The sequence below is a fragment of the Ruegeria sp. D1(2025) genome, assembly GCF_056536425.1.
The window spans coordinates 48,387-73,823 of record NZ_JBQFPO010000003.1 but is presented as its reverse complement, the minus strand read 5'-3'; the positions used below and the strand labels follow the sequence as shown (position 1 = coordinate 73,823).

At 59.9% G+C, this 25,437-nt stretch carries 33 protein-coding genes; 16 read left to right on the top strand and 17 right to left on the bottom strand.

Features of this window, described 5'->3' with window-relative positions; genetic code table 11:
- Positions 1 to 33: 33 nt before the first annotated feature.
- Together ACR1XU_RS09795 and ACR1XU_RS09790 are read right to left on the bottom strand one after the other, a co-directional pair.
- Positions 34 to 642 carry an MlaC/ttg2D family ABC transporter substrate-binding protein gene (locus ACR1XU_RS09795; RefSeq protein WP_170612982.1) on the bottom strand — a complete coding sequence of 203 codons (609 nt, stop codon included), beginning with the start codon at positions 640 to 642 and terminating at the stop codon, positions 34 to 36.
- Positions 632 to 1,447, bottom strand: a complete 816-nt coding sequence (locus ACR1XU_RS09790) for an MlaA family lipoprotein (RefSeq protein WP_480906073.1) — start codon at positions 1,445 to 1,447, stop codon at positions 632 to 634. The genes ACR1XU_RS09795 and ACR1XU_RS09790 overlap by 11 nt, the downstream gene beginning before the upstream one ends.
- A gap of 294 nt (positions 1,448 to 1,741) precedes the next feature.
- Here ACR1XU_RS09790 and ACR1XU_RS09785 point away from each other — a divergent pair, with 294 nt between their 5' ends.
- From ACR1XU_RS09785 to ACR1XU_RS09770, 4 genes are read left to right on the top strand one after another with little or no spacing between them, the layout of a single operon-like run.
- Positions 1,742 to 2,197: a RidA family protein gene (locus ACR1XU_RS09785; RefSeq protein ID WP_480906070.1), complete on the top strand. Its 456-nt coding sequence runs from the start codon at positions 1,742 to 1,744 to the stop codon at positions 2,195 to 2,197.
- On the top strand, positions 2,194 to 2,961 hold the full coding sequence (locus ACR1XU_RS09780) for a glycerophosphodiester phosphodiesterase family protein (RefSeq protein WP_480906067.1): 768 nt from the start codon (positions 2,194 to 2,196) through the stop codon (positions 2,959 to 2,961). The genes ACR1XU_RS09785 and ACR1XU_RS09780 overlap by 4 nt, the downstream gene beginning before the upstream one ends.
- A gap of 46 nt (positions 2,962 to 3,007) precedes the next feature.
- A complete protein-coding gene (locus ACR1XU_RS09775) occupies positions 3,008 to 4,195 on the top strand; it encodes a GNAT family N-acetyltransferase (RefSeq protein ID WP_480906065.1) in 1,188 nt (395 codons plus the stop codon).
- Positions 4,192 to 4,485, top strand: coding sequence for a 4a-hydroxytetrahydrobiopterin dehydratase (locus ACR1XU_RS09770; protein WP_170612990.1), 294 nt, complete (start codon positions 4,192 to 4,194; stop codon positions 4,483 to 4,485). Before ACR1XU_RS09775 ends, ACR1XU_RS09770 begins: the two co-directional genes overlap by 4 nt.
- On the opposite strand, the gene ACR1XU_RS09765 is transcribed toward ACR1XU_RS09770, so the two are convergent.
- The 4 genes from ACR1XU_RS09765 to ACR1XU_RS09750 all read right to left on the bottom strand — a co-directional run bounded on the left by ACR1XU_RS09765 (position 4,482) and on the right by ACR1XU_RS09750 (position 6,040).
- Positions 4,482 to 4,793 carry a hypothetical protein gene (locus tag ACR1XU_RS09765; protein ID WP_321249802.1) on the bottom strand — a complete coding sequence of 104 codons (312 nt, stop codon included), beginning with the start codon at positions 4,791 to 4,793 and terminating at the stop codon, positions 4,482 to 4,484. The genes ACR1XU_RS09770 and ACR1XU_RS09765 overlap by 4 nt on opposite strands.
- A 53-nt stretch (positions 4,794 to 4,846) precedes the next feature.
- A complete protein-coding gene (locus tag ACR1XU_RS09760; RefSeq protein WP_321249801.1) occupies positions 4,847 to 5,194 on the bottom strand; it encodes a hypothetical protein in 348 nt (115 codons plus the stop codon).
- Between the two features lie 11 nt (positions 5,195 to 5,205).
- Entirely contained in the window at positions 5,206 to 5,451 is a 246-nt protein-coding gene (locus tag ACR1XU_RS09755; protein WP_170612996.1) for a glycine zipper 2TM domain-containing protein, read from the bottom strand.
- 103 nt (positions 5,452 to 5,554) lie between these two features.
- Positions 5,555 to 6,040 (bottom strand): redoxin family protein, encoded by a 486-nt coding sequence (locus ACR1XU_RS09750; RefSeq protein WP_480906062.1) that lies wholly within the window; start codon positions 6,038 to 6,040, stop codon positions 5,555 to 5,557.
- A gap of 99 nt (positions 6,041 to 6,139) precedes the next feature.
- On the opposite strand from ACR1XU_RS09750, the gene ACR1XU_RS09745 reads away from it, so the two are divergent.
- From ACR1XU_RS09745 to ACR1XU_RS09730, 4 genes are all read left to right on the top strand, one after another.
- On the top strand, positions 6,140 to 7,351 hold the full coding sequence (locus tag ACR1XU_RS09745) for an NAD(P)/FAD-dependent oxidoreductase (RefSeq protein ID WP_170824946.1): 1,212 nt from the start codon (positions 6,140 to 6,142) through the stop codon (positions 7,349 to 7,351).
- The gene (rsmD, locus tag ACR1XU_RS09740; protein WP_480906058.1) at positions 7,348 to 7,908 is read left to right on the top strand and encodes a 16S rRNA (guanine(966)-N(2))-methyltransferase RsmD; all 561 of its coding nucleotides are present in this window, start codon (positions 7,348 to 7,350) and stop codon (positions 7,906 to 7,908) included. The genes ACR1XU_RS09745 and rsmD overlap by 4 nt, the downstream gene beginning before the upstream one ends.
- An 86-nt stretch (positions 7,909 to 7,994) precedes the next feature.
- Positions 7,995 to 8,630: an HAD family hydrolase gene (locus tag ACR1XU_RS09735; RefSeq protein ID WP_480906055.1), complete on the top strand. Its 636-nt coding sequence runs from the start codon at positions 7,995 to 7,997 to the stop codon at positions 8,628 to 8,630.
- A 24-nt stretch (positions 8,631 to 8,654) separates the two neighbouring features.
- Positions 8,655 to 8,834 (top strand): hypothetical protein, encoded by a 180-nt coding sequence (locus ACR1XU_RS09730; RefSeq protein ID WP_480906052.1) that lies wholly within the window; start codon positions 8,655 to 8,657, stop codon positions 8,832 to 8,834.
- Here the strand turns inward: ACR1XU_RS09730 and map are convergent.
- Positions 8,822 to 9,634 carry a type I methionyl aminopeptidase gene (gene map / locus ACR1XU_RS09725; RefSeq protein ID WP_170613008.1) on the bottom strand — a complete coding sequence of 271 codons (813 nt, stop codon included), beginning with the start codon at positions 9,632 to 9,634 and terminating at the stop codon, positions 8,822 to 8,824. The two genes, ACR1XU_RS09730 and map, sit on opposite strands and share 13 nt — an antisense overlap.
- Positions 9,635 to 9,813: 179 nt before the next feature.
- On the opposite strand from map, the gene ACR1XU_RS09720 reads away from it, so the two are divergent.
- Complete coding sequence (locus ACR1XU_RS09720) at positions 9,814 to 11,463, top strand: tetratricopeptide repeat-containing sulfotransferase family protein (RefSeq protein WP_480906049.1); 1,650 nt, start codon at positions 9,814 to 9,816, stop codon at positions 11,461 to 11,463.
- Positions 11,464 to 11,613: 150 nt separating this feature from the next.
- On the opposite strand, the gene sfsA is transcribed toward ACR1XU_RS09720, so the two are convergent.
- Positions 11,614 to 12,315: a DNA/RNA nuclease SfsA gene (sfsA, locus tag ACR1XU_RS09715; protein ID WP_480906046.1), complete on the bottom strand. Its 702-nt coding sequence runs from the start codon at positions 12,313 to 12,315 to the stop codon at positions 11,614 to 11,616.
- Between the two features lie 49 nt (positions 12,316 to 12,364).
- On the opposite strand from sfsA, the gene ACR1XU_RS09710 reads away from it, so the two are divergent.
- From ACR1XU_RS09710 to ACR1XU_RS09695, 4 genes are read left to right on the top strand one after another with little or no spacing between them, the layout of a single operon-like run.
- Positions 12,365 to 13,087 carry a competence/damage-inducible protein A gene (locus ACR1XU_RS09710; RefSeq protein ID WP_480906042.1) on the top strand — a complete coding sequence of 241 codons (723 nt, stop codon included), beginning with the start codon at positions 12,365 to 12,367 and terminating at the stop codon, positions 13,085 to 13,087.
- Positions 13,084 to 13,794, top strand: coding sequence for a GNAT family N-acetyltransferase (locus ACR1XU_RS09705; RefSeq protein WP_480906039.1), 711 nt, complete (start codon positions 13,084 to 13,086; stop codon positions 13,792 to 13,794). Before ACR1XU_RS09710 ends, ACR1XU_RS09705 begins: the two co-directional genes overlap by 4 nt.
- A gap of 14 nt (positions 13,795 to 13,808) precedes the next feature.
- A complete protein-coding gene (locus tag ACR1XU_RS09700; RefSeq protein WP_480906036.1) occupies positions 13,809 to 14,381 on the top strand; it encodes a peroxidase-related enzyme in 573 nt (190 codons plus the stop codon).
- A complete protein-coding gene (locus tag ACR1XU_RS09695) occupies positions 14,378 to 15,280 on the top strand; it encodes an OmpA family protein (protein WP_480906033.1) in 903 nt (300 codons plus the stop codon). Before ACR1XU_RS09700 ends, ACR1XU_RS09695 begins: the two co-directional genes overlap by 4 nt.
- Positions 15,281 to 15,363: 83 nt before the next feature.
- Here ACR1XU_RS09695 and ACR1XU_RS09690 read toward each other — a convergent pair whose 3' ends face one another.
- Positions 15,364 to 16,269 (bottom strand): LysR family transcriptional regulator, encoded by a 906-nt coding sequence (locus ACR1XU_RS09690; RefSeq protein ID WP_170679902.1) that lies wholly within the window; start codon positions 16,267 to 16,269, stop codon positions 15,364 to 15,366.
- A 229-nt stretch (positions 16,270 to 16,498) separates the two neighbouring features.
- On the opposite strand from ACR1XU_RS09690, the gene ACR1XU_RS09685 reads away from it, so the two are divergent.
- Positions 16,499 to 16,939 (top strand): DUF4399 domain-containing protein, encoded by a 441-nt coding sequence (locus tag ACR1XU_RS09685; protein WP_480906030.1) that lies wholly within the window; start codon positions 16,499 to 16,501, stop codon positions 16,937 to 16,939.
- 92 nt (positions 16,940 to 17,031) lie between these two features.
- Here the strand turns inward: ACR1XU_RS09685 and ACR1XU_RS09680 are convergent, their stop codons facing one another.
- Both ACR1XU_RS09680 and ACR1XU_RS09675 read right to left on the bottom strand, forming a co-directional pair.
- The gene (locus ACR1XU_RS09680) at positions 17,032 to 17,658 is read right to left on the bottom strand and encodes a dioxygenase family protein (protein WP_480906027.1); all 627 of its coding nucleotides are present in this window, start codon (positions 17,656 to 17,658) and stop codon (positions 17,032 to 17,034) included.
- 122 nt (positions 17,659 to 17,780) lie between these two features.
- Positions 17,781 to 19,808, bottom strand: a complete 2,028-nt coding sequence (locus tag ACR1XU_RS09675) for an FAD-dependent oxidoreductase (protein ID WP_480906024.1) — start codon at positions 19,806 to 19,808, stop codon at positions 17,781 to 17,783.
- Positions 19,809 to 19,946: 138 nt separating this feature from the next.
- Between ACR1XU_RS09675 and ACR1XU_RS09670 the strand changes: the two genes are divergently transcribed.
- Positions 19,947 to 20,432 (top strand): RNA pyrophosphohydrolase, encoded by a 486-nt coding sequence (locus tag ACR1XU_RS09670; protein WP_480906021.1) that lies wholly within the window; start codon positions 19,947 to 19,949, stop codon positions 20,430 to 20,432.
- A gap of 49 nt (positions 20,433 to 20,481) precedes the next feature.
- Here ACR1XU_RS09670 and ACR1XU_RS09665 read toward each other — a convergent pair whose 3' ends face one another.
- The 6 genes from ACR1XU_RS09665 to ACR1XU_RS09640 all read right to left on the bottom strand — a co-directional run bounded on the left by ACR1XU_RS09665 (position 20,482) and on the right by ACR1XU_RS09640 (position 24,426).
- Positions 20,482 to 21,255 (bottom strand): extensin-like domain-containing protein, encoded by a 774-nt coding sequence (locus ACR1XU_RS09665; RefSeq protein ID WP_480906018.1) that lies wholly within the window; start codon positions 21,253 to 21,255, stop codon positions 20,482 to 20,484.
- Between the two features lie 126 nt (positions 21,256 to 21,381).
- Positions 21,382 to 21,597, bottom strand: coding sequence for a hypothetical protein (locus tag ACR1XU_RS09660; protein WP_480906016.1), 216 nt, complete (start codon positions 21,595 to 21,597; stop codon positions 21,382 to 21,384).
- Positions 21,598 to 21,604: 7 nt separating this feature from the next.
- Positions 21,605 to 22,594, bottom strand: a complete 990-nt coding sequence (locus ACR1XU_RS09655) for an adenosine kinase (RefSeq protein ID WP_480906013.1) — start codon at positions 22,592 to 22,594, stop codon at positions 21,605 to 21,607.
- Positions 22,591 to 23,235, bottom strand: coding sequence for an endonuclease III (nth, locus tag ACR1XU_RS09650; protein WP_170613035.1), 645 nt, complete (start codon positions 23,233 to 23,235; stop codon positions 22,591 to 22,593). The genes ACR1XU_RS09655 and nth overlap by 4 nt, the downstream gene beginning before the upstream one ends.
- Positions 23,236 to 23,336: 101 nt before the next feature.
- Positions 23,337 to 23,975 carry a cysteine hydrolase family protein gene (locus tag ACR1XU_RS09645; protein WP_480906010.1) on the bottom strand — a complete coding sequence of 213 codons (639 nt, stop codon included), beginning with the start codon at positions 23,973 to 23,975 and terminating at the stop codon, positions 23,337 to 23,339.
- A gap of 1 nt (position 23,976) precedes the next feature.
- On the bottom strand, positions 23,977 to 24,426 hold the full coding sequence (locus ACR1XU_RS09640) for a MarR family winged helix-turn-helix transcriptional regulator (RefSeq protein WP_480906007.1): 450 nt from the start codon (positions 24,424 to 24,426) through the stop codon (positions 23,977 to 23,979).
- A gap of 120 nt (positions 24,427 to 24,546) precedes the next feature.
- Here ACR1XU_RS09640 and ACR1XU_RS09635 point away from each other — a divergent pair, with 120 nt between their 5' ends.
- Complete coding sequence (locus ACR1XU_RS09635) at positions 24,547 to 25,389, top strand: methylated-DNA--[protein]-cysteine S-methyltransferase (RefSeq protein WP_480522952.1); 843 nt, start codon at positions 24,547 to 24,549, stop codon at positions 25,387 to 25,389.
- Positions 25,390 to 25,437 lie beyond the last annotated feature (48 nt).

Below are 25,437 nucleotides of genomic sequence, written 5' to 3'. Positions count from 1 at the left end.
TCGCGCGGCGCTTTTTTGATCTCTCGAATGGGATCAGCTGAGCCGGTTCATGTCTTTGATCAGCCTGTTCAGGTCGCCGCCACGCGCATCCAGCATCGCTCCAACTTCGGTCCGTTCGGTCAGCAGCATGTTAACCCCTTCGATGAACATATTGAAGAACCGGTCACGTCCGGATTTGTCCGAGACCAGAAAGGTTACATCGAACGGCGCGGATCCTTTTAGCTTGACCGAGGTTCTGACCTCGTAGCCAGCCTTGATTTTCCGCGCGTCGCGAACAGTTACTTCGCCACCAATGAATTCGCGGAACCGGCGACCGTATTTGGTGGAAATGTAGCCCTGAAACGCCTTGGTGAACTGTTTCAGCTGCGTTGGGCTGGCCGCGCGGCCGTCGGCGCCCAGCACATAACGCGCCATGATCGGCACATCGGCATATTGCACGAAGATCTTTTCAAAATCGCGCAACATGGCATTTTCGGATTTGCCCGAGGCGATCACGCGATTGATGTCGTCAACAACGCTGACAACCAAAGCCTTGGCACTGGCTTCGGTCTGGGCAAGCGCTGGCAGGGGGACTAGGGCAAGCGCAAGGCCTGCCAATCCGGTGGCAACAAAATCGCGTCTGTTCAGAGGGTTATTCGGCATAGGGGTCCTCGTAGGGGTCTAGATAGGGGTCCCTGACAGGGTCGGTTCCGGTTTCGGCATAGGGGTCAGTATAAAGACCCAGATAGGCGTCCTCATCGTCTCTGGCCAGTTCAAAGCGGCGATTTTGCAGGTAGATCGTGCGCGCCTGGGCATAGCTGTCGGCGCTTTCATACAGGATCGAGTCGACCGTGTCTGCAAACCGTCCCCGGTCACCCATCCGGCGCACAACTTCGGCATAGACGCCGATGTTGTCCACCGGGCGGACCGGGCTGAAATTGATCGGGTTCGAGAACAGGTTGACGATCACACCGACCGAGTCCCGCGCGGTCGACGGACCATAGAAAGGCAGTTCGACATAGGCGCCTTCACCGACCCCCCAGACATGCAGGGTTTCACCGAAATCCGTGTCCACTGGCGGCAGGTTCAATTCGCTTGCCGGGTCGGACAGGCCCACACCGCCCACTGTCGTATTGATCAGAAACCGCAGCAGCGCATTGCCGGACTGTTTGATATTGCCCTGCAAAAGATAGTCCAGGGCCTGACCGGGCATGGTCAGGTTCTCGGCGAAATGGTTGAAGCTTGTGACCATCGGGTCGGGCACGATCTTCACGTAGCCTTTCGAGGCGGGACGAAACAGAAACCGGTCAACGCCAAGGTTGAATTTGTGGATGCCCCGGTTGGCATTTTCATACGGATCAAAGATTTCTCCGCGTACGGCTTCGTCCTGCGGTTGGGATGCGCAGGCGCTCAGGACAGCAAACACAGACAGCAGGATCAGAGGTTTCAGGCTGAATTTACTCGACACGGTCTTCGTTACTCCAATACATCCGTTGCGGGTACACCGGATACTTAATCAATGTGGCCTTTTTCAGCGCTTCAAGGCCCAATTCGCCGTCACATATGTGTTTCGCAATCACTTTGAAACACATAGCGTTTAACCCGCCGAAAGGAAGTAGGTAAAGTGACTCAAGTTCAACAGTTCAGAATAAGAAAAGTTTCGCCAAAGCCGTTCAGCGATGAAAAATGACGGTTTCCAGCTTTCCCAACCGCGTGTTCGCGGTTAGCGTCCGCCCAAGTCAAACAAGGTGAGGATCATCACATGAGCATTGCAGCGAAACTGGAAAGCCTGGGCGTTGCCCTTCCCGACGCACCCGCACCGGCCGCGAACTACGTGCCCTTCGTACGTGTTGGCAACATCGTCTATGTCTCGGGTCAGATTTCCAAGGCCGACGATCTGATCACCGGCAAACTGGGCGACGACATGGATGTCGAGGCAGGCGCAGCTGCAGCCAGGGTGTGCGCCATTAACCTGCTGGCCCAAGTCAAGGCGGCTTGTGGCGGCGATATCGAGAATCTCGTGCGCGTTATCAAGCTGACCGGCTTTGTGAACTCGACCGCTGATTTCACGGCCCAGCCGCAGGTCATCAACGGCGCGTCCGATTTTCTGGTCGAGGCGCTGGGCGAAGCCGGTCGCCACTCGCGCTCGGCTGTCAGTGCGGCATCCCTGCCGCTGGGTGTCGCGGTCGAGATCGAAGGCATTTTCGAAGTCCAATGACGCCATCTCTGCCAGCAGAGTTCCTGCGAGCCCCGATTGCACATCGGGCGTTGCACGACATTGCGGATCACCGCCCGGAAAACAGCCGGGCGGCCATTTGCGCGGCTGTCGCGGCCGGGTACGGCATCGAGGTTGATCTGCAACTGACGGCCGATGACCGGGCCATGGTATTTCACGACTATGACATGACCCGGCTGACAGGGCGGCCTGGCCCGATACGTCAGACCACCTGCGCGCAGGCACAGGCAACGTCTCTGCTGCATGGCGATGACGGCATTCCCACGCTGGACGAGGTGCTGGAGCTGATTAGGGGCAAGGTACCACTGCTGATCGAGCTCAAGGATCAGGACGGTGCCATGGGCACTGATATCGGGCCGTTGGAACACGACACCGTGCGGGCACTGCGCGGGTATGAAGGCCCCGTGGCGCTGATGTCCTTCAACCCCAACAGCGTTGCGGAACTGGCGCGGCTTGCGCCGCATCTGCCACGTGGTCTGGTCACGTGTTCCTACGATCCAAAGGTGGAGCTTCTGCCGCAAAAGGTTTGCGACCACTTGCGCGAAATCCCGGATTTCGACCGGGTCGGTGCCGCTTTCATCAGTCACGAGGCGGAGGACCTTTCCCGCCCCCGCGTGGCTGAACTCAAGGCGCGTGGCGTGCCGATCCTGTGCTGGACCGTTCGCTCGCCCGGGCAGGAGGCCGAGGCGCGCAAGGTTGCCGAAAACGTGACCTTCGAGGGGTATCTGGCGGCACATCCGGGTTGATCCCGCCCCGGGCCGTCACAGATAAAGAACAGACGCGGGAGGGGATATGGATCAGGCGCAGATTGAGGTTCGGGTTCTTGGGTCGCTCTCGCAGATACCTGCAGTCGAGTGGGACAGTTGCGCTTGTCCCGAGACTGATGATGGTGGTCGTCCGCTGGACCCGTTCACCACGCACCGGTTCCTGCTCGCACTCGAGGAAAGCGGCTCGGTCGGGCGCGGTACCGGCTGGCAGCCGCAATATCTGACGGCTTATCTGGACGGGATGCTGATTGCTGCCGCCCCGATGTATGCCAAATCGCACAGCCAGGGCGAGTATATCTTCGACCACAGCTGGGCCCATGCCTATGAGAATGCCGGCGGGCGCTACTATCCGAAGCTGCAAATTGCGGTACCTTTTACCCCGGCAACCGGGCGTCGTCTTCTGGTGCGGCCCGGCTATGAAGGTATCGGCACGTCGGCGCTGGTTCAGGGCGCGGTGCAGCTGGCAGCCGACAACCGGGTCTCGTCAATTCACATAACCTTTTGTACCGATGATGAGGCGCGTGCAGGTGAGCAGATGGGACTGATGCACCGAACCTCGCAGCAGTTTCACTGGCTCAATGACAACTACACCGATTTCGATGCGTTTCTGAGGGCGCTGTCGTCCCGCAAGCGCAAGAACATCCGCAAAGAACGCGCACAGGCAAACGGCTTCGGCGGAGACATTCGCACACTGACAGGCGCGGATCTGCATCCCGACCACTGGGACGCTTTCTGGCGCTTTTACCAGGATACCGGGTCGCGCAAGTGGGGCGCGCCCTATCTGACGCGCCAGTTCTTTGATATTGCACAGGAAACCATGGCAGATGACATGGCGTTGGTGTTGGCTGAACGCGATGGGTATCCGGTTGCCGGGGCGCTGAACTTCATTGGGCGTGAAACGCTGTTCGGACGCTATTGGGGCTGTGTCGAGCATCACCCCTGTCTGCATTTCGAGTTGTGCTATTATAGAGCGATCGACTTCGCTATCGCTCATGGCCTCAAACGGGTCGAGGCGGGCGCGCAGGGCGAGCACAAGCTGGCCCGCGGCTATCTGCCCACGCGTACGCACAGTCTGCACTGGATCGGCGATCCGGGATTTGCGGACGCTGTGCAGAATTATCTGGACGCCGAAGCCCGCGCGGTGGGAGAAGAGATTGAGATTCTGACGGACTATGGCCCGTTCAGAAAATCGAACCCGGAGGAACAGCAATGACCGAACTACTGTCGACCGAGACACGCGGCCCGCTACTGGATCCGTTGTTCAGGAACGGCTGGACGATGGTCGATGACCGGGATGCAATCACAAAAACCTTTATCTTCGAGGATTTTGTCCACGCTTTTGGCTGGATGACGCAGGTGGCGATCTTTGCGGAAAAGTGGAACCACCACCCCGAATGGTCGAATATCTACCGCACCGTCGAAGTGGTCCTGTCCACCCATGACGTAGGCGGCCTTTCCGCGCTGGATGCCAAGCTGGCGCGCAAGATGGACAGTCTGCTCTAGCCCCGGTCACTGCCCGAGCCCACACCGCCCGCCAATGACGCGGCTACGCCCATCTGTTCGAATTCAGCCGGAGTAACCGTGCCATCGCTGACATTGATGCCGCCGGGAATCCGGGTTGTCTTGTTGCCGATCGACCGGACGCTGCGCGCCGCCGGGTTAATATCGAGACATCGTGTCTGATAACAGGTCAGACCATTGGTGTTGATCTGGATACGCGCCTGCCCGTCGGGGCCTGTCACCACCGGGGCCTGCGGGACGTCACAGGCCGCCATCACGCTCAGAACGCCAAGGCCAATCCATTTGTTCATCAAGGGCTCCCGTCCCATCAGATCAGCCCCGGTTGTTCCGGGGCCGGTCCGTTTCAGTCCAGCTGGCCATTGCCGTCCTGGTCGGCGGCCAGAAAATCTTCGTTCATCTGTGCGTCATATTCGGCACGAGAAACCTGGCTATCGTTGTTGCGGTCCACTTTCCGGAACATGTCGAGACTTAGAAAGGGTTTCGCCTCGGCCTGACCCAGGGTGCCATTCTTGTCCTCATCCATTGCCTGAAAGGCATAGTCGGAAAAGGCGTTGAACTCGTCCCGCGACAGGAAGCCATCGTTGTTTCCGTCGATGGCGTTCAGCTCGCCCTCATGCAATTCGGCGACGCTTTCCGCGGAAACGGCACCGGCCATCATCATGGCCATGATCACTATAATACCACGTTTCATCCTGCCTCTCCTCAGCACGCGTAACGTTGACCGGACACGCCACCGGCTGCCGCACCGGCTGCCGTCAGGATCGTTTGGCCCGATCCGCCGCCAAACTGATTGCCGATGGCCCCGCCAATCAGCGCACCACCCAAGGTCCCGCTGAGGCACGCAATCTCATGCTGCCGTGCGGCTTGCTGCTGCGGTGTGGGGGCCGGTCCACAGGCCGCCAACAAGCCTGCGCCACCTAAAATCAAAGGAAAAATCTTTAGCATCATAAACAAACTCCCCGGTTATATGCGCCAAGTATTCGCACTTCGGGGCGTTGCATCAAGTTAAATGCAACTTAACCGGCCCCGGCTTGCCCCGGGGCCAGCAATTTCAGATGACGTCCAGCAGACCTTCGCCGGCCGAAATTTCACATGCGCCCGGGCTTTCTTCGAGGTTCAGTGCAACGACCCGGCCATCTTCGACCAGCATCGCATAACGCTTCGACCGCGCGATCAGACCGACGGGCGGGGCGTCGAAATCCATTCCGATGGCTTTCGTGAACTCGGATGCCGCATCGGCCAGCATGGTCAGGCCCGCATCCGAGGCGCCCGTCGCCTCGCCCCATGCTTTCATCACGAACGGATCGTTGACCGAGATGCAGATGATCTCGTCGACGCCTTTGGCGCTGAACTGATCCTTGGTGCGCATGAAGCTGGGCACATGCGCCGAATGGCAGGTCGGCGTGAATGCGCCCGGTACGGCAAAAATCACCACCTTGCGCCCTTTGGTCTTGTCCGACACCCGAACCTCTTCCGGGCCTTCCGCACCGATCTGGGTCAGCGTGGCCTCGGGCAGCATATCACCTGTTGAAATCATTTTAGCGCTCCTGTCATTTGGATTTGCAGAGTCGGTCCCTGCCGCAATATAGGTGAGCGGATCAAGTTAACCACGGGAATTCGACAGGGTGGGAGGAACATGAGCCATATTGTCGTGATTGGTGCCGGTCAGGCCGGGTCTTCGCTAGTTGCCAGACTGCGCAAGGACGGGTTTGAGGGGGACATTACCCTGATCGGGGCCGAGCCGCATCTGCCCTACCAGCGCCCGCCATTGTCCAAAGCCTACCTGTTGGGTGAGATGGAGCTGGAACGCCTGTTCCTGCGACCCGAAAGCTTCTATGCCGAGAACAATATCACCCTGCGTCTCGGCCAGCGTGTCACCGCCATCGACCCAAAGGCAAAAACCGTGACTCTGGGCGATGAGGTCATTCCCTACGACGAGCTGGCACTGACCACCGGATCGGACCCGCGCCGCCTGCCCGCATCCATAGGCGGGGATCTGGACGGCGTGCACGTGGTGCGTGATCTGGCCCATATCGACGAGATGGAGCCCCGTGTGACAGACGGCGCACGCGCGTTGATCGTGGGCGGCGGTTACATTGGCCTCGAGGCTGCGGCGGTCTGCGCCAAGCGCGGAGTCAAGGTGACGCTGGTCGAGATGGCCGACCGCATCCTGCAACGGGTCGCTGCCCGCGAGACCAGCGACTATTTCCGCGCCCTGCACAGTGAATATGGCGCCGACATCCGCGAAGGCGTCGGGCTGGACCGTCTGGTTGGCGACAACGGCAAGGTCACCGGCGCGGTACTGACCGACGGCACCGAGCTTGCGGTTGATTTCGTGGTGGTCGGCGTTGGTATCGCCCCGTCGACCCAATTGGCTGAAATGGCAGGCCTGGAACTGGACAACGGCATCAAGACCGACGCCCATGGCCGCACTTCTGACCCGTCGATCTGGGCGGCGGGCGACTGCGCGTCCTTCCCGCACAAGGGCGATCGTATCCGCCTTGAAAGCGTGCCAAACGCCATCGATCAGGCCGAGATCGTGGCCCAGAACATGCTGGGGGCTGCAAAGGACTATGTTGCAACGCCGTGGTTCTGGTCAGACCAGTACGACGTGAAACTGCAAATCGCGGGGCTGAACACCGGTTATGACCGCGTTGTGACCCGAAAGGGCGAGGGTCAGACGGTGTCGTTCTGGTATTACAGCGGGGATCGGTTGATTGCCGTTGATGCGATGAACGACCCGCGCGCCTACATGGTCGGCAAGCGCCTGATCGAAATGGGCAAGACGGCGGATCCGGCGACTGTGGCCGACCCCGACGCGGACCTGAAACCGCTGCTCAAGGCGTGAGGATCATCGCCGGAGACTTCCGGGGCCGCGCTCTGGCCCCGGTCGGCAAGGGGGACGCAGGCGCGCATCTGCGCCCCACCACGGACCGGGTCCGTGAAAGCCTGTTCAACGTTCTGGCCCACAAGATCGAATTTGACGGCCTGCGGGTGCTGGACCTGTTCGCGGGCACAGGCGCATTGGGGCTCGAGGCGCTGTCACGCGGAGCATCTCATGTGACCTTTGTCGATGACGGGCGCGTGGCGCAGGGGCTGATCCGACGCAATATCGACCTGACCCGCAGTGCCGACCGCACCAACCTGATCCGCCGCGATGCGACCCGGTTGGGGGAAAACCCCGGCGCACCCTGTGATCTGATCTTTCTGGATCCGCCCTACGGCAAGGCGCTGGGCCAGAAGGCAATCGCCGCTGCCCTGACCGGCGGCTGGATCAGCGACCACGCGGTTCTGGTCTGGGAAGAAAACTCTGCCATGGTTGTACCTGAGGGGTTCAGCCTGCTGGATACACGGAAATACGGCGACACCCATATCTCATTGATGCAGCGTGGCGTTTCGGATTGAAACGACCTGCGCGGTGTGACGCCGGGCACAGGTTTGCAGGCTGGTCGATCCTCGGCCAGCTCAACCGAAAACAGGCGGAGGACCGTATGCACGATCTGGTCATTTTCGATTGCGACGGAGTTCTGGTTGATAGTGAGGTCATCTCGAACCGGGTCTTGATGGAAAATCTGGCGCGATACGGGCTGAGCCTGTCACTGCCGGAGTGTATGTCTCTGTTCGTGGGTGGAACCATGACAGGTGTCCGGGACAAAGCGCGGGCCTTGGGTGCGGACCTGTCCGACGACTGGACCGATCAGGTTTATGCGGAAACATACGAAAAGCTGCGAGCGGGCGTGCCGTTGGTGGCAGGTGTGCAAAGCCTGCTGACGCTTTTGGATCAGAAGGACATTCCGTTCTGTGTCGCGTCCAATGGAAGCCCGGACAAGATGCGGATCACATTGGGCCAGAATGGGCTGTGGGACCGGTTCAGCGATGTGATGTATTCCGCCCATGTGCTGGGAACCGGCAAACCCGAGCCGGATATGTTTCTGGCCGCCGCTGAACGTTTCGGTTCGATGTCCCCGGTGGTGATCGAAGACAGTGTGAATGGCGTCACTGCCGCCATTCGTGCCGGAATGCGGTGCCTGGGGTTTGCCGCCCATGACGACGGGGCATCTCTGGCGCAACTGGGGGCCGAGGTGTTTCACGACATGGCCGACGCCCCGCGGCTTTTGGGAATCTGAGCCGGGCGTGCTACCATCCCTGGTATGGACCGCGCCTTACCGTCTCAGTTCTGGACGATCACATCCGATACCGACACAACGACCGGCCCGCCGCCAAAACCGCGTCGCGCGCCTGTGTTTATCCACGACGCAATCACCCCATGGGGTGACGAGACGATGCTGCTGAAACTGCTGCGCGAGCAGGCTGCCGATCAGGAAGAATAGGTCGGGTGGAACTTTCCGCCCGGTGACAGGGTAAAGATCTCGACCCCGTCCGAAGTCACCCCTACCGAATGCTCGAATTGCGCCGAAAGAGACTTGTCGCGGGTCACGGCGGTCCAGTCATCGGCCAGGGTCTTGGTCTCGGGACGGCCCAGGTTCACCATCGGCTCGATGGTAAAGAACATGCCTTCTTCCAGTTTGGCTCCGGTACCCGGGCGACCGTAATGCAGCACGTTCGGCGGCGCATGGAAGACCCGGCCCAGACCGTGGCCGCAGAAATCGCGGACAACGCTCATCCGATGGGCCTCGACATAGGTCTGAATGGCATGGCCGATATCGCCGAACGTATTGCCGGGCTTGACCATTTCGATGCCCTTGAACAATGCGTCATGGGTTACCTGGATCAGCCGTTCCGCCTTGCGCGGCAGTTTACCCGCAACATACATGCGCGACGTGTCGCCGAACCAGCCATCAACAATGACGGTGACGTCGACATTGAGGATATCGCCGTCTTTCAGCTTTTTGTCGCCGGGGATGCCGTGGCAGACCACGTGGTTCACGCTGATGCAGCTTGCGTGCTGATAGCCCTTGTAACCGATAGTAGCCGAAGTCGCGCCCGCATCTTCGACCATCTGCGTGATGAGACCGTCAATCGCGCCCGTGGTCTGGCCCGGAAAAACATGGTCGGCAATGTCGTCGAGAATCCGCGCCGCCAGCGCCCCTGCCGCATGCATCCCGGCAAAGTCACCCTGTTCATAAATGCGGATGCCGTCCTTGGTCAGACGGCCACGATGCTCTTTCATCGACGCTAAGCTCCAAATGTGTCGCGCAGCATTCCTTTTACGCTGCTTGCGCAGAAAGTACCAGAGGGTGCAGGGTAGCACCTGCAGTCGGAGGGTTGCCTCATCTCTGGTAGACCCTGCGGGTAGAATGAAATAGCACATGGCAAAAGCCGCCGGGTTTGCGCAAATGACAGAAAGGCATGGCAATGCAAAAAGCTGATCAGCTGAGGGCCGAAATCGCCAGCATCAGCGATCTGCTCAGGAAAGGCCGGGCCGATCGGGCTTTCAAACGGGCAACCAAGGCCGCCAAGAAATGGCCGAACGTGTCGGCATTACCAAGGCTTGCCGGTCTGTGTGCGATCCAGCAGGGCAAGTTCCCTCTGGCCCAGACTTATTTCGAACGGGCATGGCGGCTGGAACCCGAAAACGCGGATTTGATCCAGAATTACGGCATGAGCCTTGTTCAGGGTGGCGACGCTGGCAAGGCGCTGGCGTTCATTGACAAAATCGGCGCGCGCGCGCCCCTGACGCCACCCCAGCAGTTCATTCGCGCGATGGCGTTTCTGCGAGAGCAGAAGGAACAAAAGGCGTTGGAAGCCGTTGATCTGGTGCTAAAGCGCCAGCCCGGCAATCTCGAGGCGCAGTGCCTGAAAGCCGATATTCTGGACGAATTGCGCCGCTGGGACGATGCGGTCGGGCTCCTGACGGCGCTTGTCAGACAGCATCCCAAATTTCAGTACGGGCAATTGCGCCTGTCCAAGGCTCTGGCCGGGGTCGGTCGGCTGGACGAAGCCCTGAAACACGCACGTCTCGCGCTTGCCTTGGCGCCCGGTCATCCGGAAACACTGGAGTTCATTTGCAAGTTGCCGGGCCTGAAGCAGGACGATCTGCCTGCCTTGCGGGCTCAGGTCTCAAAATTCCTCGGCGAGGGGCCGATCGCCAACCGTGAAAGTGCCTCGCTGATTCACTTCGCTGCCGCAAGCCTTGCGCGTCTGGACAAGGACCTGGCGCAGGAGATGCATCATCTGGACGAGGCGCACGAACTGCGGCGCGACGGTTTGGAAAGTCTGGAGGAGAGCCGCGAGAAGGAATGCCGCGACCGTCTTGCTGCGCCTTTGCCGAAGGAATCTTCGGACCCGCGAACCGACATTCCCCGACCGATCTTCGTTGTCGGCCTTGCCAGATCGGGCACAACTCTGGTCGAGCGTATCCTGTCGGCACATTCACAGGTACAGGGGCTGGGAGAGCTTGCCACTGTTCAGTTCTGGGTGATGAAAGAGGAAAGCCTGAATTCACAGGCGCAACCACTGGCGGATTACTATGTCGAGCGCCTGCCCGAGCTGAACCGGGACGCCGCGGCCTTTGTGGACAAGATGCCGGGCAACTACGCCTATCTCGGCGCGATTGCACAGGCCTTTCCCAATGCGCTGATCCTGAACGTCCAGCGCGATCCAAGGGACGTCGCCCTGTCGATGTGGCGCGAGAATTTCGGCGCGCAGGGGATGTATTTCACGCATGACTTCAAATGGATGGCGGCCGAGGCCAACCGTTACCGCCGCTACATGCAGCACTGGCACAAGGAACTGCCGGGCCGTATTCACGACATCCGGTACGAGTATCTGGTCAACAATCTGCAGGACGCGGCAGCCGAGCTTGCCCAAGTTTGCGACCTGTCGTTCGAAGAAAGCATGCTGACGCCGCAATCCTCATCGGACGCGGTCAAAACCGCCAGCAGCCTTCAGGTCCGCCGGCCCGTCAGCACGTCGTCGGTCGGGCGTTGGCGCGAGGTGGAGGATCACTTGGCGCCATTTGTGAAGCGACTGGATGCGGAGCTTTGGCCGGAAGTGTAAGAAGAGGCTCAAGACGCCGTGAAGTAAGAGGCCCAAATTCAAGGAGACCCATGAACTCCACCTTGTCAGGAAACGCAGGTAACCCGTCGGTATCTGTGTGGTGATCCAAATCTGGGTTGAAACGAAACGCCTGCGCCGTGCAAGGCGTCTTTAGGTGGGAATGGGTCTCGGGTTTACCCAAACACCTTCCGGCGAAATCCGCGTTCCGTAAACCAGCCGCTCGACGCCCTGCGCCTGCGCGGCCTCGAAGGCGGCCGCATAGGCGGGGTCGATATCGTCGGCCAGCGCAAACTGGTCGCAATCGGTGCGCTGCACCAGATAAAGCATAATGGCGCGGTGTCCTTGTGTGGCCATCGCCGCCAGCTCGCCCAGATGTTTGGTGCCGCGCGCGGTGACGCTGTCTGGGAACTCGGCCAGACCGGGCTGGCGGGACAGGGTGACGCTTTTGACCTCGACATAGGCGTCCGGCAGGCCAGGCCCGGTCAGAAGGAAATCGATGCGGCTGTTCTGGCCGTATTTCACCTCGGCTCGGATGGTTTCATATGCCGCCAGTTCCGGGATTTGACCGGCGTTCAGTGCTGCGCGCAGGGCTTTATTCGGAACCGATGTATCGACCCCGGTGAAATGTCCGTTTTCGTGATCTACCAGCCGCCAGCCGTATTTCAGCTTTTTCTTCGGATCGTCATTGGGCTCCAGCCAGACTTGCTCACCCGGTTCGGCCAGCCCCATCATTGAGCCGGGGTTGGCGCAATGGGCTGTAACCTCGCGCCCGTCCTCAAGCGTGCAGTCGGCCAAGAAGCGTTTGTATCGGCGGATCAGGCGGGCGGGGACAAGAGGGGTTTCAAATCGCATGTCTCACGGCCTATACCTGCCCAAACGGTCGATCAAGAGGGGAGCGCACATGGCCAATCCAACCGCCGCAATGCTGGTGATCGGGGATGAAATCCTGTCCGGCCGCACCCGCGATGCCAATATGCACTATCTTGCTCAGGAGCTGACCAAGCACGGCATCGACCTGAAAGAGGTCCGCATCGTTTCAGATGAGGCACCGGCCATCGAGGCGGCGGTCAGGGCGCTGTCCGATGCGCACGATCATGTCTTCACCAGCGGTGGCATCGGCCCGACCCATGACGATATCACCGCCGATTGCATCGCCCGCGCGTTTGACACCCCAATTGACATTCGCGCCGACGCGCGCGCCCTGCTCGAGGCGCATTACGACAAGTCGGGGCTGGACCTGAACGCTGCCCGTCTGCGCATGGCGCGCATTCCGGACGGTGCCGTACTGATCGAAAACCCGGTCTCGACGGCGCCAGGCTTCACCATCGAAAACGTGCATGTGATGGCTGGGGTGCCCTCCGTCTTTCAGGCCATGGTGGCCAGTGTTCTGCCCACGCTGACCGGCGGCAGCCCGTTGTTGTCGCAGACCCTGCGCATTGACCGCGGTGAAGGGGATATCGCGCAAACCCTGGCGTCGCTGGCCGAGGAGTTTTCCGATCTGACCATCGGTTGCTACCCGTTCCAGATCAACGGGGTCTTTGGTGCCAATGTCGTTGTGCGCGGCACCGATGGTGCCCGCATCGACGCCGCAACCACCCGCCTGGCGAAAGAGCTTCAGCTTTGAGCGTCAACTGGGAAGCCGTGGTGGATGGCACATGGCCAGCCGCCGCGTACGAAACAATCGGGCCGTTCCGGCTGCGGCAAGGGCAGGGTGGCGGCTCTCGGGTGTCCGCCGCCAGTGCGACTTCTTCCGCGACCGAAGCCGATATTGATGCGGCCGAGAAAGCCATGGTGGAACTGGGGCAGAAACGCCTCTTCTGTCTGCGTCCGGGGGACGACGCGCTGGATGCCCAGCTTGCCGGACGCGGCTACACGGTGCTTGATCCGGTCAACATCTACGCCTGCCCGGTCGGGCATTTGACGGACGTGCCGGTGCCGCGCGTGACTGTTTTTACCATCTGGAAACCGCTTGCGATCATGTGCGAGATTTGGGCGACGGCCGGTATCGGGCCGCAGCGTCTGGCCGTCATGGATCGGGCGGATGGCCCGAAGACCGGCCTGCTTCTGCGGCGCAAGGACCAACCGGCGGGGGTTGGATTTGTGGCGGTACATGAAGGGGTTGCCATGATGCATGCGTTGGAAATCCTGCCCGCACATCGCCGACAGGGTCTGGGACAATGGGCCATGCGCGCCGCGGCCTTTTGGGCGCTGGACAACGGCGCCCATATCTTTAGCGTGATCTGCACCAAGGCAAATACCGGCGCCAATCGTCTCTATCACTCCCTTGGGATGGAGATCGCCGGAGAGTATCACTACCGCCAGCTGGCCTGAGGAGAAAGACAGCCGTGCCCGATCAAGACATGCCCACAGCGCTGAACCTGCCCATGGTCGACCCGCTGCCGCCCGAGACACAGAAGTATTTCGACATCTGTGTCGAAAAGCTGGGCATGGTGCCAAACGTGCTGAAGGCCAATGCGTTTGATATCGACAAGCTGAACGCGTTCACCGCGATGTATAACGATCTGATGCTGGCCGACAGCGGGCTGACCAAGCTGGAACGCGAGATGATTGCGGTTGTGGTCTCGTCCATCAACAAGTGTTTCTATTGCCTTGTGGCCCATGGCGCAGCCGTCCGGCATTTGTCCGGCAACCCGCAGCTGGGCGAGATGCTGGTGATGAACTACCGCGTGGCGCCGTTGGACGACAAGCAGCGTACGATGCTGGATTTCGCCGCCAGAATGACGACAGCCAGCGCTGAGATCGAGGAAACCGACCGCCAGCGGCTGCGTGACGTTGGTTTCTCGGATCGTGATATCTGGGACATCGCCAACGTGACCGGCTTTTTCAACATGTCGAACCGGGTGGCCAGCGCCACGGGTATGGTCCCGAACGACGATTATCACGCCCAGTTCAGATGATCCGCTGCGTTGCCCTTTGCCTGTTGATGCTGGCCGCTCCGGCAGCGGCGCAGGACCTGACGATGCCAACCGGTGCCCGTCAGATCAGCGACCGTACCAGCCCGCTGGACAGTTACGCGCTGCCGACCGGTCCGTTCGCCGATGGCGCAGTCCCGACACGCGAGGTCGAGGGGCGGGTCGAACGCTTTACCTGGAAGCTTCAGGCCGGATCCAGCACGACGTTGCAGATTCTGGCCCCGCTCAGGGATCAGCTTGTCGCGCAGGGCTTTGATATTGGGTTCGAATGTGAGGCCCGCGCCTGTGGCGGTTTCGATTTCCGCTTTGGCATCGAAGTGGTTCCGACACCCGACATGTATGTCGCCATTCAGGATTATCGTTTTCTGTCCGCCTCGCGCGATCAGGAAGTGCTGAGCCTGCTGGTCAGCCGCAATCCGCCCGACGGGTACGTGCAGATGATCCGTGTTACACCAGTGGCGGAAACCGCGCCGCCCCCGGTTGTGGTCGAGGAAACGGTCGAAACCGAAGGTGGCCTGCTGGCGGACTTGCAGCAGAATGGGCACGTCATTCTGGACGACCTGCATTTCAGCACCGGTGAAGTTGATTTGGGCGAGGGTCCGTTTGCCTCGCTGGCGCTGCTGGCTGGATTTCTGGGTGACAATCCCGACCTGCGCCTGGCGCTTGTGGGCAACACCGATGACACCGGCGACCTGCAAGCCAATATCTCGGTCAGCAAAAAACGCGCCCAGTCGGTCCGTACCCGCCTGATCGAGGCACATGGCGTCGCGCCGGACCGGATCGAGGCGGAAGGGGTTGGATATCTGGCACCGATCACCTCGAATGCAACGCCGGAAGGCCGTGATCTTAATCGCCGGGTCGAGGCGGTTTTGCTGATCAATTAGGTGTCAAACAGACCTGCCTAGGCTGCGACAAAAAAAGACCCGCACAACAGGCGTGCGGGCCGTTCAGTTTCCACGGGGAGAATTTACCAGTCCATCGGACCCTTGTCGCTGAATGAATCAGCCAGAAAATCAATGAATGCCCTTACCTTGGGCTGCGTGAAGCGGCCGGGCGGGTAGACGGCATAGACGCCCTGTACTTCATCCGGCAGGGACGGCATCGCGTCCTGTACCGCTCCGGACTTCATCGCGTCGGCATAAAGATAGCTGGGCAGATAGGCGATACCCAACCCTGAGATGGCGGCGTTCAGCAGGGATTGCCCGTCATTGACGCTCAGCCATCCGGCGGTGCGAACCTGCCGCTTTTCGCCCGAAGGTGCAGTCAGTTTCCAGACATTGCCTGATGACTGGCTGGAATAATGCAGCAACTTGTGTTCGTTCAGATCGTCAATCTTCTGCGGGCGTCCGTATTTCTCGATATAGCTGGGGGCCGCAACCATCCGTTTGACGGTTTCGGTCAGCTTGCGCGCGCGCAGCGTGCTGTCTTCCAGCTCTCCGATTCGCACTGCGACGTCGAACCCCTCTGAGATCAGCTCCACGTACCGGTTGTTCAGCACCATGTTCACGGTGATGTCGGGATAGGCCGACAAAAAGCCGGACAACACAGGCGACAGGTGATTCACACCAAAATCCGTGGCCACGCTGATCCGCAGCAGACCGGACGGGGCGGACTGCATCGATGTCACCAGCGCGTCCGCTTCGCCTGCGTCATTCAGCACGCGGCGGGCACGATCATAATATGCCAGCCCGATCTCGGTGGGCGAAACGCGGCGCGTTGTCCGGTTCAGCAGTCTAGCACCCAATCGTGCCTCAAGGCTCGATACATGCTTGGAGACAGCCGATTTGGAGATGCCCATCTTTTTGGCCGCATCTGTAAAGCCGCCCTGATCCACTACATTGGAAAAGGCTTCCATTTCGGTCAATCGGTCCATTCGCGTACCCCAGGTCTTGGTTCTTTGCCTAACCATGGCCCTGAACTTGGGCGGAAACGGGGCAGACATGGGATAATATCTGGGATTTGATTCGGATCGTTTGCACATGGGAAACGCTGAAACAGTGGTTTCCATGCGCGCTACAGGACGTGCATTGTCAGCAAATCAGGGGACAATTGCCCAATCGTGCTATGTTGAGAATGGCAAATTTGTGTCCAGGGAGGGAATCATGAAAACATTTATTGGTGTTGCCGCGCTTTGCCTGTCCGCTTCGCTTGCGCTGGCCCAGGGTGAGACGCCGTCAAACCCCGACGCCCGGGTCTATTTTGTCAATCTCGCGGATGGTGACGCCGTCCAGTCGCCGGTCACGGTGGTGTTTGGCCTCAGCGGCATGGGGGTTGCCCCTGCGGGGACGGAAAAGGAAAACACCGGGCATCACCACCTGCTGATCGACCGCCCACCATTGGGTGAGGGCGAGGACGGAGCGGATGAGCTGTCCTATGGCCTGCCCGCAGACGACAACCACCTGCATTTCGGTGGCGGCCAGACCCAGGTAACGCTGGACCTTGAGCCGGGCGAACACACGCTGCAACTGGTTTTGGGCGATGCGGGCCACGTACCGCATGCGACGCCGATTGTGTCCGAGGTGATTACGATTACGGTGGAGTAACGGCCTTACCCCGAACTTTGCGGTAATCACCGTTATCCACGGCGGGCAAATTTTTGGCGCGCAGAGCCATGCAATGCTGACAACGTTGCCTGTCAGACAACTATGTTGACTGTCGTTTCTATCCCGCCCGAGACCTCGACATATATCATCGAAACGTTGCGGGCGTCGGCCGGGGACATACGCCGATAGAGCGAATCCCGCTTATTGCCGGGGTTTCCCGCCTCGTAGAACTGCGTGGTCAGAACCTCGCGGTCTCTTTCTAAAACTTTGACATGGATATGCGGCGTCCGGCCCGGATAGCTGCCTGGCTTGATTGTCCGGAAACTATAGCGACCCTGCGCGTCCGTGATGTCGTGTCCGAAGCCCTGAAACCCCCGGTCGTATTGCACATTCCGCCTGTCGCCGGGGTGAATGTATTTTCCATTCACGTCGCATTGCCAAATCTCGATCCGGTATCCTGCCCGGGGACGCCCGGCCTTGTCTGAGATCCGTCCTTTTAGGGTGATCACCTCACCTCCGGCTTCCCGAACCAGACCGACGACTTTGACCAGATCGTTATCCGCATCGGCGACGCGCATCGGTTCCGTAGGGTAGAACGGACCCTCTGCCGCATTCGGCGTCAGTTGCGCGGCAGCGGTGCGCCCTGCAGCCCAGATCGCCCCGAAAAAAGTGACCGCGCCGGTGAGAAACCCGCGCCGATTGTCTTCGCCCGTTGCCATGGCCTTCTCCACAGTTGCACCCGGTCAGGTCTGCGCCCCGGCAGACGGGCGCAGCACCTAAGATATAGACCGAAACCTGTGTGCGGCCAATTTCCACAAAGGCCGAACGAAGGGTCGTCTCCTTAGAACGCCGCAGCCAGCCGCGTGCCCTGATTGATTGCCCGTTTGGCGTCCAGTTCGGCGGCCACATCCGCGCCGCCGATGACATGTGGCGTAATCCCGCGTTCGATCAGCGCATCCGCCAGACTGCGCTCGGACACCTGACCGGAACACAGAACGATCGTGTCCGCCGCAATCACCGTCGGGTCGGCGCGTTCTTCGCCAAAGCTGACATGCAGGCCTTCATCATCGATACGCTCATAGTTCACGCCGCCCACGAAATTGACGTCCTTCATTTTCAGTGTCGTGCGATGAATCCAGCCGGTGGTTTTGCCCAAACCTTTGCCATGCGCCTGTTTTTTGCGCTGCAGCAGCGTGACCTGACGTTTTGGCGCTTCGGGTTGCGGCCCTTCCGGCGCAAGGCCCGAGCGGTGCTTGGCCGGGTCAGTAACACCCCATTCCTTCATCCAAGCGGGCAGGTCAGTGGTCGGGCTGTGGCCCTCTTCGACCAGATACTCAGACACGTCGAACCCGATGCCGCCCGCGCCGATCACGGCCACGGACTTCCCGACCTTGGCCTTGTTGCGCAATACGTCGACATAGCTGAGGACATTGTCCCGATCCTGCCCCGGAATCTGCGGATCGCGCGGGGTGACGCCGGTGGCAATCACCACTTCGTCATATCCGGTCAGGTCCTCTGCCCTCACCTCGCGGTTCAGTTCCAGCTTCACGCCAAGATCGCTCATCATGGTGCGGTACCAATCGACGAGGCCCCAGAATTCTTCTTTCCCCGGAACCTGCTTGGCCATGTTCAGCTGGCCGCCGATTTCGGCGGCGCGGTCGAACAGCGTCACGTCGTGACCACGCTGGGCGGCGGTCATCGCGGTGGACAGTCCGGCAGGCCCTGCGCCAACAATGGCAACGGTTTTTGGCGACTCGGCCTGGGAAATCACCAGCTCAGTTTCATTGCAGGCACGCGGGTTGACCAGGCAGGTGGTCAGCTTGCCGCTGAATGTATGATCCAGACAGGCCTGATTGCAGGCGATACAGGGCGCGATCTTTGCGCCGTCGCCAGCGATGGCCTTGTTCACGAAATCCGCATCCGCCAGCATTGGCCGTGCCAAGGATACCATGTCGGCGCAACCGGTCGACAGAACTTCTTCGGCCACGTCGGGTGTGTTGATCCGGTTCGAGGTGATCACCGGGATCGACACCTTGCCCATCAGCTTTTTGGTCACCCACGCAAAAGCTGCGCGTGGGACGCTGGTGGCAATCGTCGGAATTCGCGCTTCGTGCCAGCCGATTCCGGTATTCAGGATCGTAGCCCCCGCCTTCTCGATCTCCTGTGCCAGTTGCACAACTTCGTCATGGGTCGAGCCGTTGGGGATCAGGTCAATCATCGACAGGCGATAGATGATGATGAATTCGGCACCCACTGCCTCGCGCGTGCGGCTCACAACCTCGATCGGCAGGCGCATCCGGTTTTCGTAGGAACCACCCCAGCGGTCGGTGCGCTTGTTCGTGTGCGTCACAAGAAACTGGTTGAGGAAATACCCCTCGGACCCCATGATCTCGACCCCGTCATAGCCCGCTTTCTGCGCCAGAACGGCGGCAGTCACGATGTCGCTGATCTGCTTCTCGATACCCTCTTCATCCAGCTCATGCGGGGGAAACGGCGAGATCGGGGATTTGACCGGGCTGGGGGCCACGCATTTGGGGCCATAGGCATAACGGCCCGCATGCAGGATTTGCATGGCGATCTTGCCGCCCGCGTCGTGCACGCGCTGGGTCACGATGGAATGGTTCGCCACTTCTGTCTCGTTGGTCATCATCGCCGCCCCGGGCAGCACCGATCCCTCAAGGTTCGGGCCAATTCCGCCTGTCACCATCAGCGCCACGCCGCCCCGCGCCCGGTCGGCATAGAATTCGGCCACCCGGTTCCAGTCGCCGGTTTCCTCAAGCCCCGTGTGCATCGACCCCATCAACACGCGGTTTTTCAGCGTGGTAAAGCCCAGATCCAGCGGGGCCAGCATGTTTGGGTACGCAGTCATGGCGGAACTCTCCCTCGTAAACTCGGCTGATAGATTGACGTTCGCGTCAACATTGTCACGTGAAACCTAACGTCATACTCTTTGCCTTCGCCGTGCCGCTTGTTACAGACGCTACACAGCATTTTCACGAGGCCGCACATGACACCTGAAGAAATCGCCAGTCTGCCGTATCGTCCCTGCGTCGGGCTGATGCTGATGAATGGCGAGGGCAGGATATTCGTCGGTCAGCGCAACGACCGCCACGCCGAGGCCTGGCAAATGCCGCAAGGTGGCGTGGACAAGGGCGAAGACCCCCGCGATGCGGCCCTGCGCGAACTGATGGAAGAGACGGGCGTGACCGCGGACCTGGTTCAGATCGTGGCCGAGACCGACGGCTGGCTGCCCTATGATCTGCCGCATGACATCGTTCCGAAAATCTGGAAGGGCCGCTTTCGCGGGCAGGAGCAGAAATGGTTTCTGCTACGCTTTACAGGTCGTGACGATCAGATCGATATCCAGACCGAACACCCGGAATTTACCCGCTGGAAATGGCAGGAGCCCGCACACCTGGTCGACGAGATCGTTCCGTTCAAGCGGGACGTGTACCAAAGGGTGCTGGAAGCTTTTGAAGAACACCTTTTCTAAGTCAGGCGTCCGTCAGCCGACTTGACTGCGTGATGGCCATGCCTTGCGCCTACCGGCACAACGGCCCACCGCCGCGTCGGGCGGTGTCGAAATGAAAATGGCCTTTGTGAAACCGGTCTGAATCGGGGCCTAGAACTGTTCCGAACAGACCACAGGCACCCTTGTGCAGTTCACGCAAAACGTCGCTGTTGTCCTCATCTGTCCAACCGTCGCCCACCGTGATGATGGTGCCGTCCCAGAGCACAAAGGAAGAAATGTCCACGGCGCGGCCTCTGGCGTGTTCCGACAGGCGCGCGCGCGGCCTGTTGTTCTGCGTCCGACAGGCGTAGTGGCCTGCAAGCCGCATTCCTTTCAGGCCGCCGCCCTGATCCGCGAATGCCGGCTTGGCCGTGTTTTCAATCCAGGTCTTCAGCGTGATTGCGGTTTCGCAATCCATCAACGCCAATTGACTGAGCGCAACATCCGAGATCTTTCGGACACGAACCGGGTTCGCGATCCTGCACCCCCTGTATGGCCCCGATATCTGTTTGAGCGTTTCGCCCAGAATGGTCCAGTCTTTGCACACTGCACCCCGATTGCGCATGCGTTCGCGTCCCAGGGCAATGTTGCGGAACTTGCAGGGCCTTAATTGCGGTCGCCGTGACTCGGTGACTTCGGTCCCGGGTGTTTCGGCAGGCAGGTCCGATGCCTTGTCCGATTCAAGCGCGTCGATTTCAAAGGCAACCAGATCGACCGCGTTTCGCACCGGGCTTTCGGCACAATCCGGTTCGGCCTGCGCTGCGGCGGCCCATAGCACCAGAAGTGCGACCAGACCCCGCCTCAACGCGCTGAATCCACCGAAAGGTTCTTCACCTTCAAATCCCGGGACGCCGCTGACTTGTGGGCACATCTGGATCGGGAACGGGTAAAGAATGGGCCCAGAAAGGAATTATCAGATTTACGTGCCAAATTAAGTTTCGCTTTTCAAACAGTGCCAGAACGCCGGGAGCAGCGAAGGGCTTTGGCTGAATGATAAGAAGAAATGCCTTCTGTTGTTAAACAGTTTTTTCCAAGCGATCAGAACACGTCGGCGCAAGGCTACGCAGAAAAACCCGCGCCCGATCCGCCGATCCTGAAAAAGAAAACCCGCCAGCCGATCCGGCAGGCGGGTCAGGAACGCATCCATGCAGGGGTCAGAGCAATCCTTCTTCCTGCAACAGCGCGACCAGATCCGCTTCGGGCCTCGGTCCGATATGGCTGATGACTTCACGGGCGCAGATATTGCCGATCCGGGCGCATGTCTCATAATCCCGGCCTGTGGCCATACCGAACAGGAACCCGGCAGCGAACTGGTCGCCTGCGCCGGTCGCATCCACCGGTACAACCTTCTGAACGGGAACGTCGATGCGCTGTCCTTCGTGCAGAATAGTCACACCGTCGCCCGAGCGGGTGCATACAACCAGCCGGCAAATCTCGGCGGTTTTGGCCAACGCTTCTTCCAGGTCGTCAGTTTCGAACAGCGATTTGATCTCGGCTTCGTTGCCGATCACGAAGTCCAGCTCGTTCTCGATCAGCAGAAGGAAATCCACCCGGTGGCGTTCAACGCAGAAGGGATCGGAAATGGCGATACCCGCCTTGCCGCCGCCTTTGTGGCAATTGCGCGCGGCCTCAAGGAACGCAGCCTTGCCCTTTTCCTTGTCGAACAGATAACCCTCAAGAAACATGATCTGGCTGTTGCCTGCCACGTCCGCTGGAACATCCTTGGACGACAGTTCCGAGGAAATCCCCAGATAGGTGTTCATCGACCGTTCACCATCGGGCGAGACAAAGATCATTGAACGCGAGGTCGGCAGTTCACCACCCGGGACCGGTGCGTTCACGAAATCCACACCGTCTTCGTTCATCGCGTTGGCATAGAACCGGCCAAGCGCGTCGTCATGCACCCGACCGATGAAGGCAGCGTCCAGCCCAAGCGCTCCGGCCCCGGCGATGGTATTGGCCACCGAGCCACCGGGCGTCTGGACCCGACTGCCCATCGCGGCGTACAGCACCTCGCCGCGCTCGCGTTCGATCAGTTGCATGATGCCTTTCTCGATGCCCATCAGCTCAAGAAAGCTGTCATCGGCTTGGGAAATCACGTCAACGACGGCATTTCCAATGCCGACAAGCTGGTAGGTTTTCATAGGTTCTTGTCCTCGAATTGACAGAGATCGCGGATAATGCAGGTTCCGCACAGAGGTTTGCGCGCTTTACAATGATAGCGGCCGTGCAGGATCAGCCAGTGATGCGCGTGCAGCTGGAAATCGGCCGGAATGTTGTCTTCGATGGCACGCTCGACAGCATCCACGTCCTTGCCGGGGCAGATCCCGGTTCTGTTTCCAACGCGAAAGATATGGGTGTCCACCGCCTGCGCCGGTTGCCGCCACCACATGTTCAGCACCACATTGGCCGTCTTGCGCCCCACCCCCGGCAGCGATTGCAGCGCGGCACGGGAGTTGGGAACTTCGCCGCCATATTCCTCGACCAGAATTCGGCTCAGCTTGATGACGTTCTTGGCTTTCTGACGAAACAATCCGATGGTCTTGATGTGTTCGGTCAGACCCTCTTCGCCCAGCTCCAGCATCTTCTGCGGTGTATCTGCGATCTTGAACAGCGCGCGCGTGGCCTTGTTGACACCCGCATCGGTTGCCTGCGCCGAAAGCGCCACCGCCACGACCAGGGTGTAGACATTCACATGTTCCAACTCGCCTTTGGGTTCCGGGTCGGCTTGTTGAAAGCGTGTGAAGATCTCTCGGATCGTGTGGTAGTCGAGTTGTTTAGCCATCCAGCACGGTATGCCCTGCCGGATCGCTGCCCGCAATTAAAAAGGCGGGAAATTGGCAATACGAATGGCCGAGTGTCGGGGCTGCTATCGGAGTTTCACGCCTATAGCCCTCGGAGCTCCGCCCCATTTGACTCCAACCGCTCCTTGACCTTCGCCCAATGTGCTGGATTGGCCGCCAGAACAGCCGTCGGGTCGATGTAAACCTGATAACCCCGGTTCAGCGCCCCTTGCGCCGTCTTGTTGACGCAATGACAACCATCAAGACCGGTCAGGATCAGTGTTCCGATCCGATTGTCTTCCAAAAACTGTTCAAACGCACTCGAGGAAAAGGCATCACCTATGGATTTCACAAATTCCGCGTCCGCATCCAGCCCGAGGCGCGGATCGGTCTCGATCCCGGCCGACCCTTCATTGCCACGCCCCTGATTAAACCAGCCGTTCAGAAGGTTCGCCAGCTTTCCCTTGAAAACGTGCCGTATGGCGATCACGGGCATCCTGTCCTCGCGGGCCTGCCTGACGGAGTCTCTGATGTTCGAAATGGCACCATCCAACTCCGCTGCATCCCATCCGGGTATTGAGGTGAAATCAGTCTGCATGTCGATCACCACCAGCGCCGTTTCAGGACGAGCGGCCAGATCAATTGCCGGTCCGGTTGTTGGCGTGCCGATCCTGCGAATTTCATTGAGAACATAGAGAACCGCGATCACACTTCCAGTGACGATGATCCAAAGAACCGACATCTCATACCTCCTCAGTCAGATTGGCAAAAAACCGAGTGAGCGCCAGTTGCACCTTGTGGTAAGTCGCAAGCTCTTCGGGAGAGAAGTCTGTGGAAAAACTGGCCAGTTTTGACATTTCATCTGTTCTGATCGCAGTGATGATGTCTTGGCCCGCAGGTGTCAGCCGATAGCAGTAAGAACGCGCGCGCTTGGGGTTGGCGCGACTGTCAACCAGACCGGCCTTCATTACTTCCTGCAGGATGCGCGCGACGTATTGCCGTTTTAGCTGCAACTCGGTGCACAACTGTGGGGCTGTCGCTCCGGGGAAAAGGGATAGCCCCTCAAGGATCGCACGTTGTCCAACAGTTACGCCTTCGCGATTGCTGCCGCGTTCAACCGCGGCTGTAATGTTGCGCAGCAGGGGCCGCGTGGCCTGAACTGCCTGATAGAGCTGATCCAACGAATGTTCCATGCCCTCAATCTTGATGGGTGCGAAACGATTCGTCAACTCAGTTGACAAGAATATGCGCAGGTTCCGGGTCGCGGCATTGGTCTGAGCGCGGTAATGTTAATGCAAGCGAAGAGGTGCAACATGAACGTCCAGAATCCAGAAACCGGCTATCACTACAACGTCATGCGCCGGGCCATCGATCTGATCGACCAAGGCGGCGAAGCGCTCAGCCTCGAAGAGCTTGCTCGCCAGATGGACATGAGCCCCGCGCATTTTCAGCGGTTGTTTTCGCGCTGGACCGGGGTGTCGCCGAAACGTTACCAGCAATATCTGACGCTGGGCCATGCAAAGGCACTGCTGAGGGAACGGTTCACCACATTGGAAACCGCGCACAATGTCGGCCTGTCCGGCAGTGGCCGCCTGCACGATCTGTTCCTCAAATGGGAATCCATGAGCCCCGGCGAATATGCCCGCAAAGGCGAAGGACTGGCGATCTTCTGGGGCTGGTTCGAAAGCCCCTTTGGCCCGGCTCTGGTCATGGGAACGGAAAAGGGCATCTGCGGTATCGCGTTTGCGTCCGAGACGGGCGGGGAAGCAGCGATGGAGGACATGGTCGCGCGCTGGCCGAATGCGGAGTTTGTGGAAAATTCCGAACGCCTGAACCCTTGGGTGCAGGGCGCCTTCGGGCCCAGCCGCGCCGAGACGCCGCTGCACCTGCTTGGCTCACCTCTGCAGATCAAGGTGTGGGAAGCGCTGATGCACATCCCGTCGGGTCAGGTCACGACCTATTCCGAGATTGCGCAGCGGGTCGGTTCGCCACAAGCCGTGCGCGCCGTGGGAACAGCCGTGGGCCGCAACCCGGTCAGCTGGCTGATCCCCTGCCACCGCGCGCTGCGCAAATCCGGCGGGTTGGGCGGCTATCACTGGGGGTTGCCGGTGAAACGCGCGATGCTGGCATACGAAGCCGCGCAGGCGGATGCCTGACGCCCAGTAAGCGAGGCACCCTCGGGTGCCGCGCATCTGACTTGTTGT

Coding starts and splice junctions, on each gene's coding strand:
- ACR1XU_RS09795 (WP_170612982.1), bottom strand. CDS start 642: ATGCCGAATAACCCTCTGAACAGACGCGATTTTGTTGCCACCGGATTG.
- ACR1XU_RS09785 (WP_480906070.1), top strand. CDS start 1,742: ATGAGCATTGCAGCGAAACTGGAAAGCCTGGGCGTTGCCCTTCCCGAC.
- ACR1XU_RS09780 (WP_480906067.1), top strand. CDS start 2,194: ATGACGCCATCTCTGCCAGCAGAGTTCCTGCGAGCCCCGATTGCACAT.
- ACR1XU_RS09775 (WP_480906065.1), top strand. CDS start 3,008: ATGGATCAGGCGCAGATTGAGGTTCGGGTTCTTGGGTCGCTCTCGCAG.
- ACR1XU_RS09770 (WP_170612990.1), top strand. CDS start 4,192: ATGACCGAACTACTGTCGACCGAGACACGCGGCCCGCTACTGGATCCG.
- ACR1XU_RS09765 (WP_321249802.1), bottom strand. CDS start 4,793: ATGAACAAATGGATTGGCCTTGGCGTTCTGAGCGTGATGGCGGCCTGT.
- ACR1XU_RS09760 (WP_321249801.1), bottom strand. CDS start 5,194: ATGAAACGTGGTATTATAGTGATCATGGCCATGATGATGGCCGGTGCC.
- ACR1XU_RS09755 (WP_170612996.1), bottom strand. CDS start 5,451: ATGATGCTAAAGATTTTTCCTTTGATTTTAGGTGGCGCAGGCTTGTTG.
- ACR1XU_RS09750 (WP_480906062.1), bottom strand. CDS start 6,040: ATGATTTCAACAGGTGATATGCTGCCCGAGGCCACGCTGACCCAGATC.
- ACR1XU_RS09745 (WP_170824946.1), top strand. CDS start 6,140: ATGAGCCATATTGTCGTGATTGGTGCCGGTCAGGCCGGGTCTTCGCTA.
- ACR1XU_RS09735 (WP_480906055.1), top strand. CDS start 7,995: ATGCACGATCTGGTCATTTTCGATTGCGACGGAGTTCTGGTTGATAGT.
- ACR1XU_RS09730 (WP_480906052.1), top strand. CDS start 8,655: ATGGACCGCGCCTTACCGTCTCAGTTCTGGACGATCACATCCGATACC.
- map (WP_170613008.1), bottom strand. CDS start 9,634: ATGAAAGAGCATCGTGGCCGTCTGACCAAGGACGGCATCCGCATTTAT.
- ACR1XU_RS09720 (WP_480906049.1), top strand. CDS start 9,814: ATGGCAATGCAAAAAGCTGATCAGCTGAGGGCCGAAATCGCCAGCATC.
- sfsA (WP_480906046.1), bottom strand. CDS start 12,315: ATGCGATTTGAAACCCCTCTTGTCCCCGCCCGCCTGATCCGCCGATAC.
- ACR1XU_RS09710 (WP_480906042.1), top strand. CDS start 12,365: ATGGCCAATCCAACCGCCGCAATGCTGGTGATCGGGGATGAAATCCTG.
- ACR1XU_RS09695 (WP_480906033.1), top strand. CDS start 14,378: ATGATCCGCTGCGTTGCCCTTTGCCTGTTGATGCTGGCCGCTCCGGCA.
- ACR1XU_RS09690 (WP_170679902.1), bottom strand. CDS start 16,269: ATGGACCGATTGACCGAAATGGAAGCCTTTTCCAATGTAGTGGATCAG.
- ACR1XU_RS09685 (WP_480906030.1), top strand. CDS start 16,499: ATGAAAACATTTATTGGTGTTGCCGCGCTTTGCCTGTCCGCTTCGCTT.
- ACR1XU_RS09680 (WP_480906027.1), bottom strand. CDS start 17,658: ATGGCAACGGGCGAAGACAATCGGCGCGGGTTTCTCACCGGCGCGGTC.
- ACR1XU_RS09675 (WP_480906024.1), bottom strand. CDS start 19,808: ATGACTGCGTACCCAAACATGCTGGCCCCGCTGGATCTGGGCTTTACC.
- ACR1XU_RS09670 (WP_480906021.1), top strand. CDS start 19,947: ATGACACCTGAAGAAATCGCCAGTCTGCCGTATCGTCCCTGCGTCGGG.
- ACR1XU_RS09660 (WP_480906016.1), bottom strand. CDS start 21,597: ATGGATGCGTTCCTGACCCGCCTGCCGGATCGGCTGGCGGGTTTTCTT.
- ACR1XU_RS09655 (WP_480906013.1), bottom strand. CDS start 22,594: ATGAAAACCTACCAGCTTGTCGGCATTGGAAATGCCGTCGTTGACGTG.
- nth (WP_170613035.1), bottom strand. CDS start 23,235: ATGGCTAAACAACTCGACTACCACACGATCCGAGAGATCTTCACACGC.
- ACR1XU_RS09645 (WP_480906010.1), bottom strand. CDS start 23,975: ATGTCGGTTCTTTGGATCATCGTCACTGGAAGTGTGATCGCGGTTCTC.
- ACR1XU_RS09640 (WP_480906007.1), bottom strand. CDS start 24,426: ATGGAACATTCGTTGGATCAGCTCTATCAGGCAGTTCAGGCCACGCGG.
- ACR1XU_RS09635 (WP_480522952.1), top strand. CDS start 24,547: ATGAACGTCCAGAATCCAGAAACCGGCTATCACTACAACGTCATGCGC.